18 protein-coding genes and 2 pseudogenes are annotated in these 19263 nt (G+C 41.4%); 2 read left to right on the top strand and 18 right to left on the bottom strand.

What is annotated here, in order from left to right; genetic code table 11:
- The 5 genes and pseudogenes from AS888_RS26280 to AS888_RS03235 all read right to left on the bottom strand — a co-directional run.
- Positions 1–1023, bottom strand: a 1023-nt coding sequence (locus AS888_RS26280; RefSeq protein WP_260320098.1) for a T7SS effector LXG polymorphic toxin, incomplete at its 3' end; no start/stop codon positions are given.
- A 294-nt stretch (positions 1024–1317) separates the two neighbouring features.
- Positions 1318–1422 (bottom strand): annotated as a pseudogene (locus tag AS888_RS26655) (MetQ/NlpA family ABC transporter substrate-binding protein); the annotation flags it as partial.
- Between the two features lie 271 nt (positions 1423–1693).
- A complete protein-coding gene (locus AS888_RS03225) occupies positions 1694–2122 on the bottom strand; it encodes an SMI1/KNR4 family protein (protein ID WP_061141042.1) in 429 nt (142 codons plus the stop codon).
- Positions 2123–2347: 225 nt separating this feature from the next.
- The gene (locus AS888_RS03230) at positions 2348–2857 is read right to left on the bottom strand and encodes an ankyrin repeat domain-containing protein (protein ID WP_061140755.1); all 510 of its coding nucleotides are present in this window, start codon (positions 2855–2857) and stop codon (positions 2348–2350) included.
- Positions 2858–2879: 22 nt separating this feature from the next.
- Positions 2880–4748, bottom strand: a complete 1869-nt coding sequence (locus AS888_RS03235; RefSeq protein ID WP_061140756.1) for a T7SS effector LXG polymorphic toxin — start codon at positions 4746–4748, stop codon at positions 2880–2882.
- Positions 4749–5070: 322 nt separating this feature from the next.
- Here AS888_RS03235 and AS888_RS03240 point away from each other — a divergent pair, with 322 nt between their 5' ends.
- The gene (locus tag AS888_RS03240; protein ID WP_061140757.1) at positions 5071–6264 is read left to right on the top strand and encodes an MFS transporter; all 1194 of its coding nucleotides are present in this window, start codon (positions 5071–5073) and stop codon (positions 6262–6264) included.
- An 89-nt stretch (positions 6265–6353) separates the two neighbouring features.
- Here the strand turns inward: AS888_RS03240 and AS888_RS03245 are convergent, their stop codons facing one another.
- The 9 genes from AS888_RS03245 to AS888_RS03285 all read right to left on the bottom strand — a co-directional run bounded on the left by AS888_RS03245 (position 6354) and on the right by AS888_RS03285 (position 14418).
- Complete coding sequence (locus AS888_RS03245; protein WP_061140758.1) at positions 6354–6680, bottom strand: hypothetical protein; 327 nt, start codon at positions 6678–6680, stop codon at positions 6354–6356.
- A 277-nt stretch (positions 6681–6957) separates the two neighbouring features.
- On the bottom strand, positions 6958–7215 hold the full coding sequence (locus AS888_RS03250; protein ID WP_061140759.1) for a hypothetical protein: 258 nt from the start codon (positions 7213–7215) through the stop codon (positions 6958–6960).
- 37 nt (positions 7216–7252) lie between these two features.
- Entirely contained in the window at positions 7253–8971 is a 1719-nt protein-coding gene (locus tag AS888_RS03255; RefSeq protein ID WP_061140760.1) for an ABC transporter ATP-binding protein, read from the bottom strand.
- 127 nt (positions 8972–9098) lie between these two features.
- On the bottom strand, positions 9099–10121 hold the full coding sequence (locus AS888_RS03260; protein WP_061140761.1) for an ABC transporter substrate-binding protein: 1023 nt from the start codon (positions 10119–10121) through the stop codon (positions 9099–9101).
- 16 nt (positions 10122–10137) lie between these two features.
- Positions 10138–10899 carry an ABC transporter ATP-binding protein gene (locus AS888_RS03265; RefSeq protein WP_061140762.1) on the bottom strand — a complete coding sequence of 254 codons (762 nt, stop codon included), beginning with the start codon at positions 10897–10899 and terminating at the stop codon, positions 10138–10140.
- A 3-nt stretch (positions 10900–10902) separates the two neighbouring features.
- Positions 10903–11970 carry a FecCD family ABC transporter permease gene (locus tag AS888_RS03270; RefSeq protein WP_061140763.1) on the bottom strand — a complete coding sequence of 356 codons (1068 nt, stop codon included), beginning with the start codon at positions 11968–11970 and terminating at the stop codon, positions 10903–10905.
- Between the two features lie 197 nt (positions 11971–12167).
- Complete coding sequence (locus tag AS888_RS03275; protein WP_061140764.1) at positions 12168–12995, bottom strand: MetQ/NlpA family ABC transporter substrate-binding protein; 828 nt, start codon at positions 12993–12995, stop codon at positions 12168–12170.
- Between the two features lie 18 nt (positions 12996–13013).
- The gene (locus AS888_RS03280) at positions 13014–13676 is read right to left on the bottom strand and encodes a methionine ABC transporter permease (RefSeq protein ID WP_061140765.1); all 663 of its coding nucleotides are present in this window, start codon (positions 13674–13676) and stop codon (positions 13014–13016) included.
- Positions 13669–14418 carry a methionine ABC transporter ATP-binding protein gene (locus AS888_RS03285; protein WP_061140766.1) on the bottom strand — a complete coding sequence of 250 codons (750 nt, stop codon included), beginning with the start codon at positions 14416–14418 and terminating at the stop codon, positions 13669–13671. The genes AS888_RS03280 and AS888_RS03285 overlap by 8 nt, the downstream gene beginning before the upstream one ends.
- Positions 14419–14717: 299 nt before the next feature.
- Here AS888_RS03285 and AS888_RS03290 point away from each other — a divergent pair, with 299 nt between their 5' ends.
- The gene (locus AS888_RS03290) at positions 14718–15539 is read left to right on the top strand and encodes an alpha/beta hydrolase (protein ID WP_221408556.1); all 822 of its coding nucleotides are present in this window, start codon (positions 14718–14720) and stop codon (positions 15537–15539) included.
- A gap of 201 nt (positions 15540–15740) precedes the next feature.
- Here AS888_RS03290 and AS888_RS03295 read toward each other — a convergent pair whose 3' ends face one another.
- The 4 genes and pseudogenes from AS888_RS03295 to AS888_RS27100 all read right to left on the bottom strand — a co-directional run.
- A complete protein-coding gene (locus tag AS888_RS03295; RefSeq protein WP_061140768.1) occupies positions 15741–16652 on the bottom strand; it encodes a DMT family transporter in 912 nt (303 codons plus the stop codon).
- Entirely contained in the window at positions 16649–17881 is a 1233-nt protein-coding gene (hemA, locus tag AS888_RS03300; RefSeq protein ID WP_061140769.1) for a 5-aminolevulinate synthase, read from the bottom strand. The genes AS888_RS03295 and hemA overlap by 4 nt, the downstream gene beginning before the upstream one ends.
- Before the next feature lie 597 nt (positions 17882–18478).
- Positions 18479–18937, bottom strand: coding sequence for an SRPBCC family protein (locus AS888_RS03305; protein WP_061140770.1), 459 nt, complete (start codon positions 18935–18937; stop codon positions 18479–18481).
- A gap of 124 nt (positions 18938–19061) precedes the next feature.
- Positions 19062–19190: pseudogene (locus AS888_RS27100) on the bottom strand (transketolase-like TK C-terminal-containing protein); the annotation flags it as partial.
- Positions 19191–19263 lie beyond the last annotated feature (73 nt).

A 19263-nucleotide genomic window follows, 5' to 3' on the forward strand; every position in this document is an offset into this window, starting at 1 on the left:
TGATATGGCTTTGGAGATATATGTATAGGTTTGAATCGGGTGCAGGATCGAGTTTGCTACGCCTTCGACGGCTTGCCCTGGGTCTGTGACGAGGTCCCAAATTCCTGTGACGAAGTCTTTTCCTACATCATACAGGCCTACGCCGATTCCTTTTGCAAAGTCTGCGGTTTGTTTGGCATTTTCTAGCTGCATGACCAGCTGTTGCTGGGTGGGCTCTAAGTTTTCATACCCGATCTGCTTGGCGATTTTGAGAAACTCATCTGGATCTGTTACATGATCGAGCTGGGCCTTCAAGTCTTTGATTCGGCGATACTCCGCTTCCTCTTTCTTAACATTTAGGTATTCCGCGGTTTCTTTCTTCCTTACTTCCAGGTTTTTATAGGCTTCGCTATTTTTATAAGCTATCGCATTAAAATAGAGCGGGGATACTACTCCTCCCCTTGTGCTGGATGCTTCCAGTTGTTCCATGAGTGCCGTTAATGATGCTTGTTCTTGTTCGGATTTGGCATATTCAGTCGTCCATTTATGATCGATTTCGTTTACTTTGTCTATCGTTTGGGTCCGTTTTGTTTCAGCTTTCTCGATATTTTCAAAGAACGCATCATCGGAAAAGGGCTGTAATTGAATGATGTCATCAATTTCTGAAAAGATTTTTTTTAGGTCATTTTTTTGGGCTGTGACCATTTCCTTGGCATTGCGATTGGCGTTTTCCAGTTCTCCTTCTAAAAAAGGAACCGTGACCACGGTTTCGTTCAGGTTCGCTTCGATTGCATCGCCTTGAATGCCACTAAAGAAGGCAATTTGCCGCTCGATCAGGCGCAGCCAGGCATCGGCGACATCGATCTGCGCTTGGTAAAACCCTTTGATGGCATCCGCGCCCTCCCCCTGCAGCTCATTATCCAAATTGACGATACTTTGAAATCCTTTTTTCAATTCCGTAAGCTGTACTTTCATGTCCTTATATTGTCCTGCACGCTTTTGCATGGCAGATACAAGTGTTTGAGATTCATAAATCAGCGACATAATGGAAAGTCCTTTCAACTTCTTTTCTTATTCATTTCTATATAATATTTTTATTCACTGTAAAATTATGGACTAAATATATTTTAGAAGAGTTTCTTCATTTATTCAAGAATTGAGGGTACTTTTTACTAAACGGATTTATTAATATAAAGAAGGTAGGATAATAGAGTATTTCCTTAAGCTTTGTAATATCGAACAAAGATATGCTGTCCAGGAGCCACAAAATTGGCAAAGTTAAAAACACGAAAAAAGGGCTATTCCTGTTGAAGGAATAACCCTTTCTTTGTATCAAATTTAAAAGGCCGGTATGGCCGTTTCACTATATTTCTCTTCTGAAAATTTGCTTACCTCCGGGCTTGTCATGGCCTTGGCCAACTTTTGGACTGGCTCGGAATCCAAATATTCACAAGTGAATTTAAAATCAAGAAAGCCAACGAATTTTCAAGCAAATGACCCTTCCTAGAAAGAAGTAGCAAGGTCCCGACAGGCAAACACTTGCGGGTTTAATGCTTACAATGACTTTATAAGTTATTCTATCAAGAACCGGATGACAGTGTTAGAAATTGATACTCAGTAGTAGAGTTAAAATAATAAACGGTTCACTGGGAAGCACTACAAAAAAGGGAACCTTGAAAGGCAATTTGCCAATCAAGGATAATTTTTTTCTCCATCATATCAAAAAATATTCATTGTCTTCATCAACTTTTTTTATAAAACTCTCTAATGAATCAGCTATTTTATTGTCAAAGAAGTGTACAGAGGACCTTTGAGTATCATTTAAATCAAGTGTTAAATATACACCCTCGTTTACTTCATAAAAAACAAGTTTGTCTGCTTCTTCATATATCCACTCTAAGTCAGGGTCATACTCATAGATACCTTCCCTTAGTGTAATATCTGCAATAGTAACAGGATTCATTAATCTACTTATTGAATTCTCATTATTGCCTTTTAAAAAACCATAACCAACTTCTAGGTAAAACTCCCTTAGTTCAGGGGGAAATTTAAATCCGATTCTTTCCTCTGCTTTTATAAGGTCTTTTTCTTTTAATGGAAAAAACTTATGATTACTATTTTTAATATAAACAAATTTAGCCACCATCAATTACCTCCTTGGAAACATTTATTTGATGGAGATCCTTTACAATGAATGCCTGTCTGATGTTCATTAGGGAATTTTTAGCAGTGCGTATATTAATTGTTCCATTTGCACTTTATGAATTTTTAATCCTGTTGTTGTCTCTACAATTCTAATATACTCTAAATTCACCCGTTTTTAGGTAGTATTAAAATTTGTAAGTTTCATAGTAACAGTATGACCCTTTTATTCTTTTTCATCCATCCTCTGCTTTAAATAATCAGCAATTTCTGTTTGCCCAAATTCTCTAGCATATTCATATGCATCCATATTCTTAATACTCTCTCCCGTATATCTAATTGAAATATCTATTCCATTTTCAACTAGAAACTCCACAACTTCTTTATGCCCACCATAAATTGCTCCAAATAATGGGTTTCTTTTTGCTAAGCTTACATCTAATTCTGCGCTTGCTTCTATTAAATACTTTACTATCTCCAAATGCCCCGCACCTGCAGCCACTCTTAAAGGAGAAGCATCAAATATATCACCTTTTGTATTAACATCGATTCCTTTATGGATTAAATACTCTACTATTCCTAAATGTCCTTTTTTTGCTGCAACATGTAACCACGTACCAAATGGCGTCATTGTATGTAGAGATTCTGGATTATCGCCTATTAAACACTTTACTTCATTAATATCACCAAGCTTAATAGCATTTCTTATTGTTTTATTTAAACTTTTTACATCCATAACATTACCTCCTGTATTTCTACTATCTTGTACTAGCTATGTCTCCTAGATCTTCAAGAGCTTCAACAATATCATCAAAGTCACCGTCCATTGCTTCAACAGCTCTTAACCGATTCACTACTTCCTCTAAAGCATCAAGACTATGTTGTCCTATTACGGCATTTGGTGCCCAAACAAGGTTTTCTTTCCCAATTATTGGATCCACACCATAACTTCTTAATATTTCCTGACCTTCTAGAACCATTTCTTGCTGCTTCTGGCCTAGACCTTTTTTAAATAATATATGATGTGCATGTGGATTTACCATAGCATCAGGTGGGGCACCAATTAATCCTCTCAGATACTTACCAAAATCAATTTTAATTAATGCCTCATTATATTCTTTGGTAATTCCTAAATCAGACATCTTTTTATTAATCTCAGAGAGTTCATCTACACTAAAAGTGTTATTTTGAATAGCATTTTTAAGCTTATTCATCTTAATGGCATTGATGTTACCCGCTTCGCCTATATCATCAAGATAATCACTTACTGATTTACCCCTACCACCAACCTCCGACTCCACTCTCGCCATAGAAATTAACTGATCCTTCAACCCAACCCCATCAACCACATTATAAGGCACCCCACCTGCCATCGACAGTTGGTTTTTTGGGTTGTATGGCAATAGGTTAGGGATGGTGGCGAGTTCTTTTGCCTTCGTTGCGCCTTTTACTGCAGCGGCTTTTGTTGTGGCTACACCTGTTTTTGCTACAGCACCCGCTCCTTTTGTTCCGACCACTGTCGTGACGACGGTTCCGAGGGCGTAGGTGACCCAGTGGGAGCGGGAGTAGGCGTCGCCGTTTACCATGTCTCGTTCGTATGAATCCGAGATGGCTTTGGAGATATATGTATAGGTTTGAATCGGGTGCAGGATCGAGTTTGCTACGCCTTCGACGGCTTGCCCTGGGTCTGTGACGAGGTCATAAATGCCTGTGACGAAGTCTTTTCCGACGTCAAACAGGCCAACGCCGATTCCTTTGGCGATGTCTGCGGTTTGTTTGGCGTTTTCTAGCTGCATGACCAGCTGCTGCTGGGTGGGTGCTAGGTTTTCGTAGCCGATTTGCTTGGCGATTTTGAGGTACTCGTCTGGATCTGTGACACGATCGAGCTGGGCCTTCAGGTCTTTGATTCGGCGATTCTCCGCTTCCGCTTGCTTCACCTGGAGATATTGTGCGGTTTCTTTTTTCCTTACGTCCAGGTTTTTATAGGCTTCGCTATTTTTGTAGGCTGCAGCATTAAAATAGAGCGGTGATACTTGTCCTCCCCTTGTGCTGGATGCTTCCAGTTGCTCCATGAGTGCCGTTAATGCTGCTTGGTCCGCTTCGGATTTGGCATATTCAGAGGTCCATTTATGATCGATTTCGTTTACTTTGTGGATCGTTTCGTTCCGTTTCGTTTCGGCTTTTTCGATGTTGTCAAAGAACGGGTCATCGGAAAAGGGCTGCAGCTGAATGATATCATCAATTTCGGCGAATATTTTTTTTAGGTCATTTTTCTGGGCCGTGACCATTTCCTTGGCATGGCGATTGGCGTTTTCCAGTTCTCCTTCTAAAAAAGGGACCGTGACCACGGTTTCGTTCAAGTTCGCTTCGATTGCATCGCCTTGAATGCCACTAAAGAAGGCAATTTGCCGCTCGATCAGGCGCAACCAGGCATCGGCGACATCGATCTGCGCTTGGTAAAACCCTTTGATGGCCTCCGCGCCTTGCCCTTGCAGCTCATTATCCAAATGGACGATGCTTTGAAATCCTTTTTTCAATTCCGTAAGCTGTTCTTTCAGGTCCTTATATTGTCCGACACGCGTTTGCATGGCAGATACAAGTGTTTGAGATTCGTAAATCAGCGACATAGTGGAAAGTCCTTTCAACTGCTTTTCTACTAACTGGATTTCGTTCGTATGTATGGATTATATCTACTGTTAAATTGTGGATTAAATATAGTTTAGAAGAGTTTCTTCATTTATTCAAGAAATGAAGGGGATTTCTTGAATAATCACGGGATTCTCCCTTTTAATCCTCACAAGTTACAGTAAAATAATGAATTTTTACCAAGAAATAACCCAAGCTAACTAAGCGAGGGTTTTCCACGTAAAAATGTTTTGTGGTATGATAGGTAAATTGTTTATCTGCTCTGTGACACACATTTACATTCAGCTAAGAAAAGAGGTTTTTATGCACACCACAGAATTAACGAAGCGACATTGGTTGCTCATCTTAACACTTACTTTATTAACCTTCGTTCTCGGGACAAGCGAATTTGTCATCGTCGGGATCTTGACCGATATTTCCTCGAGTCTCCATATCACCAATGCCAAAGCAGGTACACTCGTTTCTGCGTTTGCGCTTACGTTTGCCATTGCTACACCACTCGTGATGTCGGCAACAAGTCATTTTCCAAAGCGTAAATGGATGTTGTTTCTGATCGGTTCGTTCATCGTCCTGAATGCTTTGTGCGTGTTTTCGTCGAGCTACACCATGCTCCTTGCCCTTCGGATGCTGACGGCGATCGTAACAGGCGTGTTGATTTCGCTTGCGATGACTGTTGCCAGTGAAACCATGCCGATTGCTAAACGCGGACTGGCGATATCATTCGTTTTTGGCGGTTTTACGCTCGCAAACGTGATTGGGGTACCGATAGGCACGGTCATTGCTGATTGGTACAATTGGAATGCCTCCTTCCTGTTAACGACTTTTCTCGGAGCTATTGCGTTTTTGGCAGCTTTCTTCGTATTGCCTGTTATGCACAGTACCGTTCGCAGTTCAATGCGTGAGCAATTTGCTTTGCTGACACATCCGCGAATCTTGATGGCTTTTTTCATTCCATCTCTTGGTTTTGGCGCGACGTATGCCGTTTATACGTATCTTGTTCCGATCCTGAAAGGAATGGAAGCACCAAGCAGTTCAATCAGTTTGATACTGTTCGGCTACGGATTCATTTCCATTTTCAGCAACATAATCGCAGGGAAAATTGCCAGCCACAATGCAATCGGACGCCTCCGGTTCGTGTTCCTCGTGCAGGCAGTCGTTCTGATCGGTTTATATTGGACCACAAATAGTTTGATCATTGGGTTGATTAATATTGGGTTGATGTCATTGATGGCCATCCTTTTAACAACCTCCACCCAGCTTTATTTGATAGACCTTGCCGGCATTTATCAGCCAAAAGCTACGGGGCTGGCCGCTTCCCTGATGCCAGTCGCAAGCAATGTCGGTATCGCCTTTGGTTCCGCACTCGGCGGAGTCGTATATCATCAGGGAAGTTTACTGAATGTGACATGGGTCGGTGGGCTCGTTGCCATTTGTGCAAGTCTGCTAACGTTCCTAAGTTATCGCTTGGACCAAAAACAACAAAAGAAGGCAGCGTAGGAGAAAGCTTACGAACGCCATGAATAAGAAAAAAGAAGTATCAAGAACATGGAGTTCTTTGATACTTCTTTTAATTTGCTAAGATTTAATTACTCGCCTTTTTTACCGAGAACCGCCGCCAAGGTAAGAAATATATAAGGATAGGTTAATAAAGTAAGCTCTAAAAAATCGAAACTTCCAAAAATCAATATGTCTGGAGCATCCTTATCTAAATAATATTCTTTTCCGGTCATATACAGGCCAATAAGAAGATACGTTAATATGGATATTCCGATTAAACCATAGCCTAGGATAGTAAATGTAACTTTTGTAAAACTATATACTAAAATACCTATATATACGATTCCAAGCAGCAGCAATAAAATCGATATGTAAAACGGCTCATATAAATAGACACTCATACTTTCCGTTAGCATCTTCTTAAGCCTCCCCCAACCCCTCGATTACTGATTTGTAATGGCATAATGATAACAAAATAACATGACCAGTCAGTTCCAAAAATGAAATAAGGGATTTCACATTTGGAATTTTCAGCTTGCTTCTGCGATACTTGGATCCCCATAAATGAAAAACCCCTGGCAAAAGTCAGAGATTTGATATATTACACCCATTAAAACTGTGCTTGATGAAGTTTGCTGTACTTTCCGCCGATCTTAGGTGCTTACTCGACAATTCGCCTAGTAAAGCTAGCATTCAAACCGCCTGAATTAATACAGTAAGCCCTAAAATACCCATACTTCCAAAAACCAATATATCTGGAGCGTGTCCGTCTAAATAATAGCCTTTCCCGGTCATATACAAGTTAACAAGAAGATACGTTAGGATCGATATTCCGACCGCCTCCTTTACTGGCATAATGATAACAAAATCATATGACCGGTCAGTTCCAAAAATGAAATAGAGAATTTCATTTTTGGAACCTCCAGCTTGTTTTCTGCGATAACCCCACAAATGAAAAACCCCTGACAAAAGTCAGAGGTTTGATTGATTACACCCATTGAAACTGTGCTTGATGAAGCTTGCTGTACTTTCCGCCGACTTCAATCAGCTCATGATGAGTTCCTTGTTCGGTTATTCCCTCTTCGGTGATGACGAGGATTCGATCGGCATTTTTGATCGTCGCCAGTCGATGGGCAATCACGAGTGTGGTTCTCCCTTTGGATAGTTCGTTCAAGGCTTTTTGGATCGCTGCTTCCGTTTCGGAATCCAAGGCTGATGTGGCTTCATCAAGGATGAGGATCGGCGGGTTTTTCAAGAACATGCGGGCGATGGAGACCCTTTGTTTTTGACCTCCTGATAGTTTGACGCCGCGTTCCCCGATCAATGTGTCCAAGCCATCAGGCATATTGTGAATGATCTCTTCTAGCTGGGCGCGTCTTACTGTATCCCAGATTTCCTCGTCGGTTGCATCCAGTTTTCCATAGGTAAGGTTGTCCCTGATCGTTCCATCAAATAGAAAGACATCTTGTTGGACGATTCCGATATGATGACGCAGGGATTCCATAGTCATGCTTTTGATGTTGATGCCATCGATTTCGATCTCGCCTGAATCTATATCATAAAATCGCGGAAGCAAGCTGCAAATCGTCGTTTTTCCAGCTCCGGACGGGCCGACAAGGGCGATGGTTTCGCCGTTGTTTACGCTGAAAGTGATATGGCTGAGGACGTTTCCTTTTCCCTCGTAACCGAATGTGACATTTTTGTATGTGATGTCTCCTTTTACATGCTTCACATCGATGGCATCCGGTGCATCGAGCTCATCTGGTGCCGTGTTCAGCAATTCCAAATAACGGCGGAAGCCTGCGATTCCCTTTGGATAGGTTTCGATCACGGAGTTGATTTGGTTAATCGGTGTCAGGAATACATTGGAAAGCAGCACGAATGCGATGAATTCACCAAACGTCATTTGTCCATAAATGACGAACCAAGTTCCGCACCCTAGGACAAACAATGAAATGATCTTCATCAGCATATGACTAATAGAGAAATTCCAGGCCATGACCTTATAGGCAACAAGCTTTGTTTTACGAAAACGGCCATTGTTCACTGCGAATTTTTCCATTTCGTGTGTTTCATTCGTAAATGCCTTGACGACACGAATGCCGCTAACATTGTTTTCGACTCTTGCATTGAAATCTGCAATATCCGCAAACATTTGATTGAAGGCATGTGACATTTTTTTACTAAAGTAAATGGATAGGCTAATTAAGAATGGAATGATGATGAATGTTAATAAAGCGAGTTTCCAATTGATGGAGAGCATTAAACCAAAGGCGCCAAACAGTGTCATCACGGCAATGAACAAGTCCTCAGGTCCATGATGGGCAATTTCCCCTATGTCCATTAAATCATTGGTCATCCGTGAAACGAGGTGGCCTGTCTTCGTATTATCAAAAAAGCGATTGGACAATTTCTGAACATGGTTGAATAGCTTTCTGCGCATATCCGTCTCGATATTGATTCCGAGCATATGCCCCCAGTATGTAACGACATAATGCAGGAAGGCCGTCACTACATAAATGCCCAATAAACCAATGCACGCCCAGATGATAAAGGTCCAGTTACCTGTAGGCAATAAATCATCGATCACCTTATTGAAGGCCAAGGGAAAGGCGAGCTCCAGTAAGGCGGCCAAAATCGCACAAGAAAAATCAATGATGAATAACCATTTATACGGCTTATAGTAAGCAAAAAAGTCTTTTAACATAACAACCAGGATTTCCTCCTTTAAAGTAAGAAAGAAGATTTCCGTGAAAGTAACCTATTTTCAACGAAAATCTCCCTCATTCACTTCCTATTAAAATCTTAATCTAACATGATATGATCCGTAACGATCATTTAAACAAATCTGGATGCATTTCCTTCGCTAACATTTCCATTCCTTCTATCGTACTGTAGCTATAGCTGAACATATAGTTGTAATCCACGGCATAAATTTGTTTGTTTTTGATTGCTTTCATGCTGGATAGCTTTTCATTTGCATATAGTGCTGCTTTAATCTTATCTGCACTTACTCCATCAGCGGTGCTCCAATCAGGAATGATCAATACATCCGGATCAGCTTCAATCAGCCTTTCTACACTAACCTCTCCCTTTTCATCTTTGAAAATATTATTTAGCTTAACCATTGAAAATGAGTCATTAAAGAAGGTTTCGTCATGAGCTGCGTATACATACACTTCTTTCGGATCACTCATATGTAAATAAGCGAACGTTTCTTCTTCTTTAATACTTGATAATTTGGAAGTGATCGAATCTTGTTTAGCCTTTAGTTCTTTAATGAAAACATCTGCCTTGTCTTGTACATTAAACAGATTACCGAGGTTTTCAATATCTTTATAGATGGAATTATACGTTCCTCCCGTGACGGATGAATTCAGTACGTACGTTTTAACGCCCATTTCATTAAGTGAATCGACTGTTCCCACTCCCCAATCAGCGTTATCGAATAAACCGCCGCGACCGTAGACTAGATCTGGATCCGTTCCTAATGTAACTTCTTTCCCTACATACTCGTCACTCAGCATTTTTAGTTTATCGTATTCTTTTTCGACTGCTTTATCGGGCGCTCCGAAGTTTGCGCCGACACCGACAATTTTGTCACCTAATCCTAGATGCAATAACAGTTCTGCTGCCGGTCTTGTATTAGCCATGACTCGTTCAGGTGCTTTATCGAAGACTTGATCCTTTTTCTCCCACGTTGTCCCGCCTTCAGCTTTAGTGAAGTTTTCAATGGTTAATGGGTATTGGCTTTTTGGTTCCTGTTTATCTTCAGAGCTAGTCTTGGTTGATGTTCCGCAGGCTGTCAGCGTTAACATCGCCGCCAACCCGACTCCTAGTAATAATCTCTTTTTCAATTGTCTTCCTCCTATTTTATACGCCATACGCAAAACCTAATCCATTCGTAACTGGATTGATATACGTTTGGCACTTGATTTTATACAATGCTTCGACTGTGTCAGGTGTCAGGACCTCTTCAGGCGTACCCTGTGCGTAGACTTCTCCATCTTTTATGGCATAAAGGTAGTCGCAATAATGGGCAGCCATTTCCAGGTCATGTAGGGCTGCAAGCACTCCGATTTGTAAATTCCTTACACATGATAAAATTTCGATCTGATAGCGAATATCCAAGTGATTCGTCGGTTCATCCAATATCATGAATTTCGGCTGCTGGGCAATCGTCCTTGCTAGTATGACCCTTTGCTTCTCACCGCCGGAAAGTGATAGGAAACTGCGGTCCTTGTAATCAAGCAGATTGGTTCGTGCCAGCGATTCTTCCACGATCATGAAATCTTCTTGTTTATCGGACTCCAGCATTTTCTTATGCGGCGTTCTGCCCAGCATGACCATTTGGTGCACCGTCAGATCGAAATTCACTTCATTGAATTGGCCCACGACACCCAGTTGCTGTGAAACCTTCTTTTCAGAGGTTTTCAAAACATCCATATCGTCTAATAGAACCGTACCTTTATGAGGGGATAGGCTTTTATAAATACTTTTTAATAGAGTTGATTTGCCACAGCCGTTCGGACCGATCAAGCCAACAAATTGTTGTTTCTTTACTAGAATTGATATGTCCTTCACAATTTCCTTCTTGCCAATTTTTATTCCCATATCTTTCGCGATTAATTGCATGTTTCACCCTCCGAAATTGTAGCCTTTTTTCACAATCATGTAGATGAATAATGGCGAACCAATAACAGATGTAATGATTCCAATGGGCAGTTCAACATTGGTGATCAACGTTCTTGACAAGATGTCCGCCCAAATTAAAAACAGTCCGCCCAACAAAATGGTTCCTAACGTTAATCGTTTATGGTCTGCACCAAATATCCCCCGAGTTATATGAGGGATGATCAACCCTACAAAACCAATCATTCCTGCGTATGCCACCATCGTTCCCGTGATAAGGGCTGTAACGATCATGTAAAATTTACGATAGGCGCTTAAGTTAATCCCTAGCGTGATCGCGGATTCATCGCCTAGCAGCATCGTATTCAGCACTCGATGCTGGAAGAGGAACAACGCGCAACCAAGCAATACGATGATTGCCAGGATCGGTGTTTTTCCCCAGCTTGATGATGCCAGGCTTCCCATCGACCAAAAGGTGACGGTTTTAATGCCTTCCGCATTGTTGGCGAAGTAGATGATCAGGCTTGAGAAGGAACTGCATAATGCACCAATGACAACACCTGAAAGGACGAGCTTGACTGATGTTGCTTTACCGCCGATACTCGATAAAACCAGTACCGCTATCGATGTCAGCATGGCCCCTGTAAATGCTCCGAATGCCACTCCGAATTGCGATAGGATCGCACCGCTTCCAAGTCCGACAAGGATGGCAAAGGTTGCCCCCAGGGAAGCTCCTGATGAAATGCCCAGGATATAGGGATCAGCCAGCGGATTTTGCACGACGGCCTGCATCACAGCTCCGCACAACGATAGTCCCATACCAATCAGCAGGGCAAAAATAACGCGCGGCATTCGAACTTGTAAAATAATATTTAAATAGGATTCATTTTCGACATTCAGTGAACCCCATCTGCCATTCGTCAATGTATGAAGCATGATCTCCATCGATTGCTTGAAAGGGATATGCACCTGCCCTATCGAAACCGAGTAGACGGCGGATACCATAATCAAACCTATTAAAAATAAAATAACAAAATAATAGTAATTACTTTTACTTGCTCCGTTTGTAGCCATTTCTTACTACATTCACCTCCTGTATGATGAATAAATTTGACTAAATATATTTGATAATGATTATCATTCTCGAAAATCATCATAATATGTAACTTGAAATAATACAACATAAATTTTTTTTATAGTCGATTATTTTCTTTGATAGAACAAGAAAAAAGGGCCATTCCCAGTGGAATGGCCCTTTCGTTGCCTAACATTCAAAAGGCCGGTATGGCCGTTTCGCTATACTTTTCTTCTAAGAATTTGCGTACCTCCGGGCTTGTCATCGCCTTTGCCAGCTTTTGGACCGGTTCGGAGTCGACATTATCCTTGCGTGCCACCAAGGTAATTGCAAAGTCATTTTCAACACCCTCCGTGAGAAGAGCGTCATTTTTTGGCGTCAAACCAAGCGGTGCAGCGTAAGCGGGTGTGATCACGATCGCATCAGCTTCATCATACGTTCTTGCCAGCATCAATAAATCCACTTCTTTAAACTTATAATTTTTAGGGTTTTCCGTAATATCAGATATCGTATAGTATGGGCCCTTTTTTTCCTTCAACGTGATCACTTTATGCTGTGCCAGCAATGATAATGACCGATCGATGTTCGATACGTCATTTGCGATCGCAATGACGGCACCCTCCGGCATTTTATCCATGGAGTCGTATTTCTTGGAATATACACCATAATTGGCGAAGTAAATCGGTTTCACTGGAACAAGCTCGGCATTTTTGTTTCGATTGAATTCCTCCATATACGGAACGTGCTGGAAGAAGTTCACATCGACTTCTTTTGCCGCGAGTGCGGTATTCGGCTGGACATTATCACTCAATACGACTATATCGAGGTTAATGCCTTCCTCTGCCAGTTTTGGTTTAACAAGCTCTAGTATTTCCGTCATCGGCGGGATGAGTGAGGCCACTTTCAATGTTACCTCTTCCTTCTCCTCTTTTTTCGCAGTTTCTTTCTCTTTTTCTTCATTCGCCTTGCCGCACCCTGCTAAAAGCAGCATCATTGCTGCCATGAGAAAGAGTATTTTTTTCATGATGGTTTCCTCCATTATTTATCTTTTGTCGATCATTCTGGCTGCAGCTGTGCCAATGAATTGGATCAGCTGTACGAGAATGATCATAATGATAATCATATAAATCATCAGCTCTGTTTGAAACTGCTGATAGCCGTACCTGATGGCGAAATCGCCGATACCGCCGCCTCCGACCACTCCCATGATCGTAGAATAGGAAATGAAGCTGATAATCGATGTCGTCAGTCCAAGGACCAGCCCTGAGCGTGCCTCCACGTATAAAAATTTAAAGATGACATCCTTCACGGAAGCCCCCATGGAAATGGCTGCCTCGACCACACCCTTCGGCACATCCAATAAAGATTGCTCGACCAAACGCGAATAATGGGCAATCGCAATGATCGCCAATGGAACGCAAGCCGCTGCCGTACCAATGGCTGTGCCGATCAAGAGTCTTGTAAACGGGATCAAAAAAACGACCAATAATAAAAAAGGAAAAGAACGAATGATATTGACCAATAAATTCAAAATCGAAAAAGCCCACGGATTATCAAGTAGCTGGCCCTTCCGGCAAAGAAGCAGCAAGGTCCCGACCGGCAATCCAATCACGATTGCAGCTAAGATGGACACACCAACCATCGTAATCGTTGCGGCAATCGACTGCCAGATTTCTGCCTCATATTGCACTAAAATCTCAGGCATGGCCGATCCCGCCTTTCTCAGCTAATTGTTCGATGAAGTACTCTGGACGATTATCGCTTTTTTCAATCCCCGTCGGTTCGATCATGACAGTGTCATGTATCTCACCAGCTGCCATGACCGTTACACGATTGCATATACTTTTGATGACATCCAGTTCATGACTGACAATCACAATCGTCACACCGAAGCGTTCGTTTATATTCGCCAGTACCTCTAATATTTCAGCCGTTGTATTTGGATCAAGGGACGAGGTCGGTTCATCACATAACAGCACTTGCGGGTTATTTGCCAATGCCCGTGCAATGGCAACCCGCTGCTTTTGCCCCCCGCTTAATTGTGCAGGGTATTTCTCCATCTCACCCTCCAATCCGACGAATCGAAGGCACTCTGCCACACGGCCCCGACGTTCCTTCTTTGGATAACTTGCCAGCTCCAAAGAAGCTGCCACATTGTCATAAACCGTTTTATTTGCGACAAGATTAAAATGCTGAAAGATCATCCCGATCGACTTCCTTGCCTCTCGAAGTCCTTTATTGTTCAATATTGTCAAGCTTTGGCCGTTTATCTCCACCTCGCCCGCATCTGGGGTCTCCAGCAAATTCATCAGTCGCAGCAGCGTTGATTTCCCTGCTCCGCTTGCCCCGATTATGCCATGAATTTCCCCTCTTGGTATGGTCAAAGTGACAGACTTAATGGCCTGAAACTGTGAAAACTTCTTACTCACTTGATGCAGGTTGATCATAAAATCCCACTTTCCATTGTAAGTATATCGCTCCTCATCATCTTTTCATCAAGACACATTATTTTATCAATTAATGAGGACCAATTGCAAAGACACAAATTAACAGTTAAAGACTCCCAATCCCTTTCAGCTCCCTCTTTCCATTTTAAAAAAGCCATAAAGAACAAATTCCTGGCTTTTCTCATAACCGAATTAGATAAGAATGATTATCATCAAGCTTACCAGATACAAGTTTTCACTCCATGATTTGAATAATGCCTTTCAAAATGATGGCGAGTGTATTATAATCATAGTTGATAATGGTTATCATTATCAACTATTTACCTGAAGAATATGGAGGCACATGCATGATTCGATACCTTAATAAAAAAGTGGCCGACCATGAGGTATGTGTCATTCTGCCCTCTGGTTACGATCAAACCAAGAAATACCGTACGATTTATATGCATGACGGGGGAAAAACGGCCATGCAAGCTGTAAACTATATCGATCATTTGATTCTTTCCGGTCAAATTGAACCACTGATCGTCATCGGGATTGCCCCGATCCATCGCAACGATGACTATACGCCATGGGCGGCCCCCTCGCTTGCCCCGCAAGGCACTGACTTTGGAGGTCAGGCGCACGCTTATTTACATACCGTTGTAACCGAAATAAAGCCTTATATAGATGCCCATTATGCAACGAATCCCGAGCCTTCACATACAGCCATTTCCGGCTGCTCCTTGGGAGGACTCGTTTCGATTTTCGCCTCCTACTATCATCCTGAGGTATTCCATCAGTATATTTCCTTATCTCCTTCCTTTTGGTACGAGGATGTTCTTCGCTATCTTCAGGGGGAAAAGATTGCACGACAAGGAAAAAGCTATAGCAAACCAACTGTGAATCGTCAGAATCATCAGCTCTATTTATATGTTGGCGAATTGGAGGGCATTTATAAAGAAACCGCACAAAAGCATATGGTCGACTATACGAAGAAGGCCCACCTTGAATTCATCAAGGAAGGCTATTTGGAGTCCAATCTATTATTTGAGTTGAATCCAGAAGGAACTCATGATGACCTATTCTTCTCCAACTACTTCATTGAGGCACTTCGCCGGTTATTTGGCATAAACGGTTGAATCGTTACCTATCACAAAAACCGCCAAGATTGGTGATGTTCACCAAGCCTTGGCGGTTTCTTTTTTACAACGGTCTTCAGCCATTGGCGAATCGAAAGTCCCCGCTCATGATGGTCGGCACGACATAAGCATGATTTTGAGACTGTTCAACAGCCTTTCATCGATAAAGTGATTGCCATCAGCATAGGTACAGCAAAACCCTTATTGGTGAATCGAATTTTCTTCTTTCAGCTTTACCTTCCCCTTGCGCGTGCCCACTCCCAATGCAATCGCAGCCCCTATGCAACTGAAAAGGCAGCCAGCAGCCAAGAAAATGGAGGGATCCGAATCACCAATCATTACTGAAGCCAAACCTCCTATTGCTGGGAAAAGAGCGACCATGTACCCGCTTTTCGCTCCACCTATTTTATCTACAAGCTTTAGGTAGAACAGCCAGGCCCCAAAGGAGGCGAATATCGTTAAATAAAACAAAGCAGATAAATATGAAAGGGATGTCGGCAGACTAACAGCTTGCCCTTTAATGAACACGATTGCCCATAAAAGAATGCCCCCCGCTGCAAACCCAAGTACATTAGCATAGATTGGGTTCACCTGCTTCTTGGCATTTCGAGCTGAGCTCGCATCGCCCAATGCCGTCAGGATGGTCCCAAGAACGGCAATCATGATACCTTTTATATCCTGAAAACCATGAATGTCATGTAAGCTTGGGTAAATAACGATGCACACAGCCAGCACACCGATTATTCCGCCAATCAAGATACGGAAATGCAAAGGCTCTTTCAAAAAAATCCGAAGAGCAATGGGTGTTAAAATAACCTTCAATGAAAATATCAATGTAACCATGGCTGCTGAACTTAAGATAGTCGCGTAATAAAGACATAAATAGCTCAAGGCAAAATTACATATTCCAAATACGATAATATATGGAATATCCTTTTTCTTTGGTTTACCTGCAGGTTTAAGAATGCACAACAGAATCAAGAATAAGACTGCCGTCAAACTTAAACGATAGGTTAAAGATAATTCTAAACTAACGGGTGTACCTTGTATCTTTACTGCAATAAAATTAAGCCCCCATACTACTAAACAAAATATGTACATAAAGTTGGTCATATGTTTACTGAATCCAATCTTTTGGAGAAAGGAATATCAAAATAAGTGAAAACCTCCGTTAAAGCAATGGTTAAATGGGCTATCTGTTCTTCAGTGTGATTGGGTGTGACATTCACCCTAAAGCGTTCTGTACCGACAGCTACTGTAGGTGAATTGATAGGTTGTAAGTATATCTGATGGTTTTCAAGCAGTCTCTTGGCTGCTTCCTTACATTTCTTCGCATCTCCGATTAAAACCGGAAGAATATGAGTCTCGCTTGCTGCCATTATCGGAATGCCTGCCTTCGTTAGATACTCTCTTAAAGTGTTTGTCTTCTCTTGCAGTACGATCCGCTCTTTATCCGATGATAGCAGATGTTGAATACTCGCGTGACAAGCCGCTATGACTGCGGGTGGCAGGGACGTGGTGAATATGAAGCCTGATGCAAACGAACGAACCGCATCGATTATTGAAACAGAAGCAGTAATATACCCTCCTATTACGCCAATGGCCTTGGCCATAGTGCCTTGAATGATATCCACTTTATGGGCAATGCCAAGTTCTGCAGCAATCCCTGCACCTCTGGGTCCATACATTCCAATGGCATGAACTTCATCGAGGAAAGTAATCGCGTTATACTTTTCAGCAAGGGCTACAATCTCTTCGATCGGCGAAATATCCCCATCCATTGAGTAAACCGATTCAAAAACAATGATCTTTGGTCTATCAAGGGGTTGTCCTTCCAATAATCCTTCTAAGTGAGCTACATCATTATGCTTAAATATCGATTTTTCAACTTTAGCACTGCCAATACCATTAATAATGGACGCATGATTACGTTCATCCGAAAACACGATACAATTTGAGAATAGCTTTAATAGACATTGCAGTGTGGCATCATTTGACCCATAACCCGTAGGGAAAACAAGAGCCGATTCTTTCCCATGCCATTCTGCAAGCGTTTTTTCCAGCTCCGCATATTGATAATGTGTCCCTCCTATATTACGAGATCCACCAGAGCCAGCCCCATACATTTTAATTGCATCGTGCATGGCATCCGTTACTAGTGAGTGCTGGGACATCCCTAAATAATCATTGCTGCACCATACCACTACCGGTTTACCATTTTCGTCACCATTCAACTTGGCTAAGGGATATTGACCATTTATACGATTCAACGTGACAAAACTGCGATATTGCCCGCTTTCTTTTAGTTTATTTAGCTCACCGTTAATGATTTTCTCATACATGATTTAACCACCTAAGTCATTTTATTTTTTACCCACTTAAATTATTAATAGAATGACAAATTGGCAATTTATCAGTGATGATATGAATAATTTAAATGGAATAATAAAGAAATATTACCAAATAAAAGAAAAATGTCAATTGAAATTATTATTTTAACATACATAATATTCTGATATTTAATCATATACTCCTATCTCCCCTATTACAAATGCTATTCAGCAATAAAATATTATAAAAATACGTTCTATTTACCCAAGTACCTTGAACCTTTTTCTTCTAATCTGTCCCGCTAGCAAATGGAGACCAATTTGTCCCTTGAATTTGAAGTGGCCACTAGGAAAGTATAAAAGCGACCTCCATCCAGAACTATTTACAACAAAAAGAATCCAACTCGGACCATGTCTTTCAAGTTGGATTCTTCCCCCCAGCAAATTTCAAATAAAATTAAATAGGCTATTCTTCAACTTCTTTATATGGTTTATCCTGCTCTACCTTCCCCCACAAATAAAAAGCCCCTGACACTAGAAGTGCCAAGGGTTTGATAGAGTATGAATGAATGAATGAATATTAATTGATTGCATCTTAAGTAACCTTATTCATCCTCCACTGGACTCCGCTTCAGCTACATTCTTGACACGGTCCAAAAATTCAACGACCACTTTATCGGTGGCGAATAGTAATAACCATTTCAGGTACCATTTTAACGGGCGGCTGCTGACTGTGTATGTAAAGGAAGTTCTGCTGTCATTGATTTTATTCATTTCGTATAAAGCTGTAATTTCAAACATTTTGGCAAGGATGAAGCCTACTTTTAGCTTTTTCTCATCCGCTTCATTGGTATAGGCGAGTGTTTCGATATCATATTCTTCTGTTCGTTTGCCTTCTCTATATTTTTGGCGATATATGCTCCCGACCACTTCCTCCGTTATTTTGATGGGCTTTTGTTCAATCACTTGGGGCATGATTTTTTGCATATTTTCTACAGAACCGTCAAGATACCTCCATACATGTTCGATCGGAGCGTTTATTTCGATCTCTTTTTTCCACGATTTCACTGAACATCACCTCTATCTCGATTATATTTACTTTTTCAGGAAAATCCAAACAGTTTAATTTAAAGAAGAAGGTAAAATCAAAAAAATCGTAAAAGTGTCCTTTTACGATTTGACATAAGGTATTATACTCATTGGAATGTTGTTCAAACCGATCCCAGCTTGGCATACTGACAACAGTAACTTCAAAACCTTCTTTTCCTAGTGTATGTTGAGCTGCAACAGCAAGAGCCACTTCAGAATTGGAGGCAAGTAGCTAGCTAACGCCGTTTCTTTTGATCAGCTAAAACATAAACTCCGCACTTCACACTTTCATATGCCTGCTCTTA

The sequence above is a fragment of the Peribacillus simplex genome (genome assembly GCF_001542915.1).
Classification (GTDB): Bacteria; Bacillota; Bacilli; order Bacillales; family DSM-1321; genus Peribacillus; species Peribacillus simplex_B.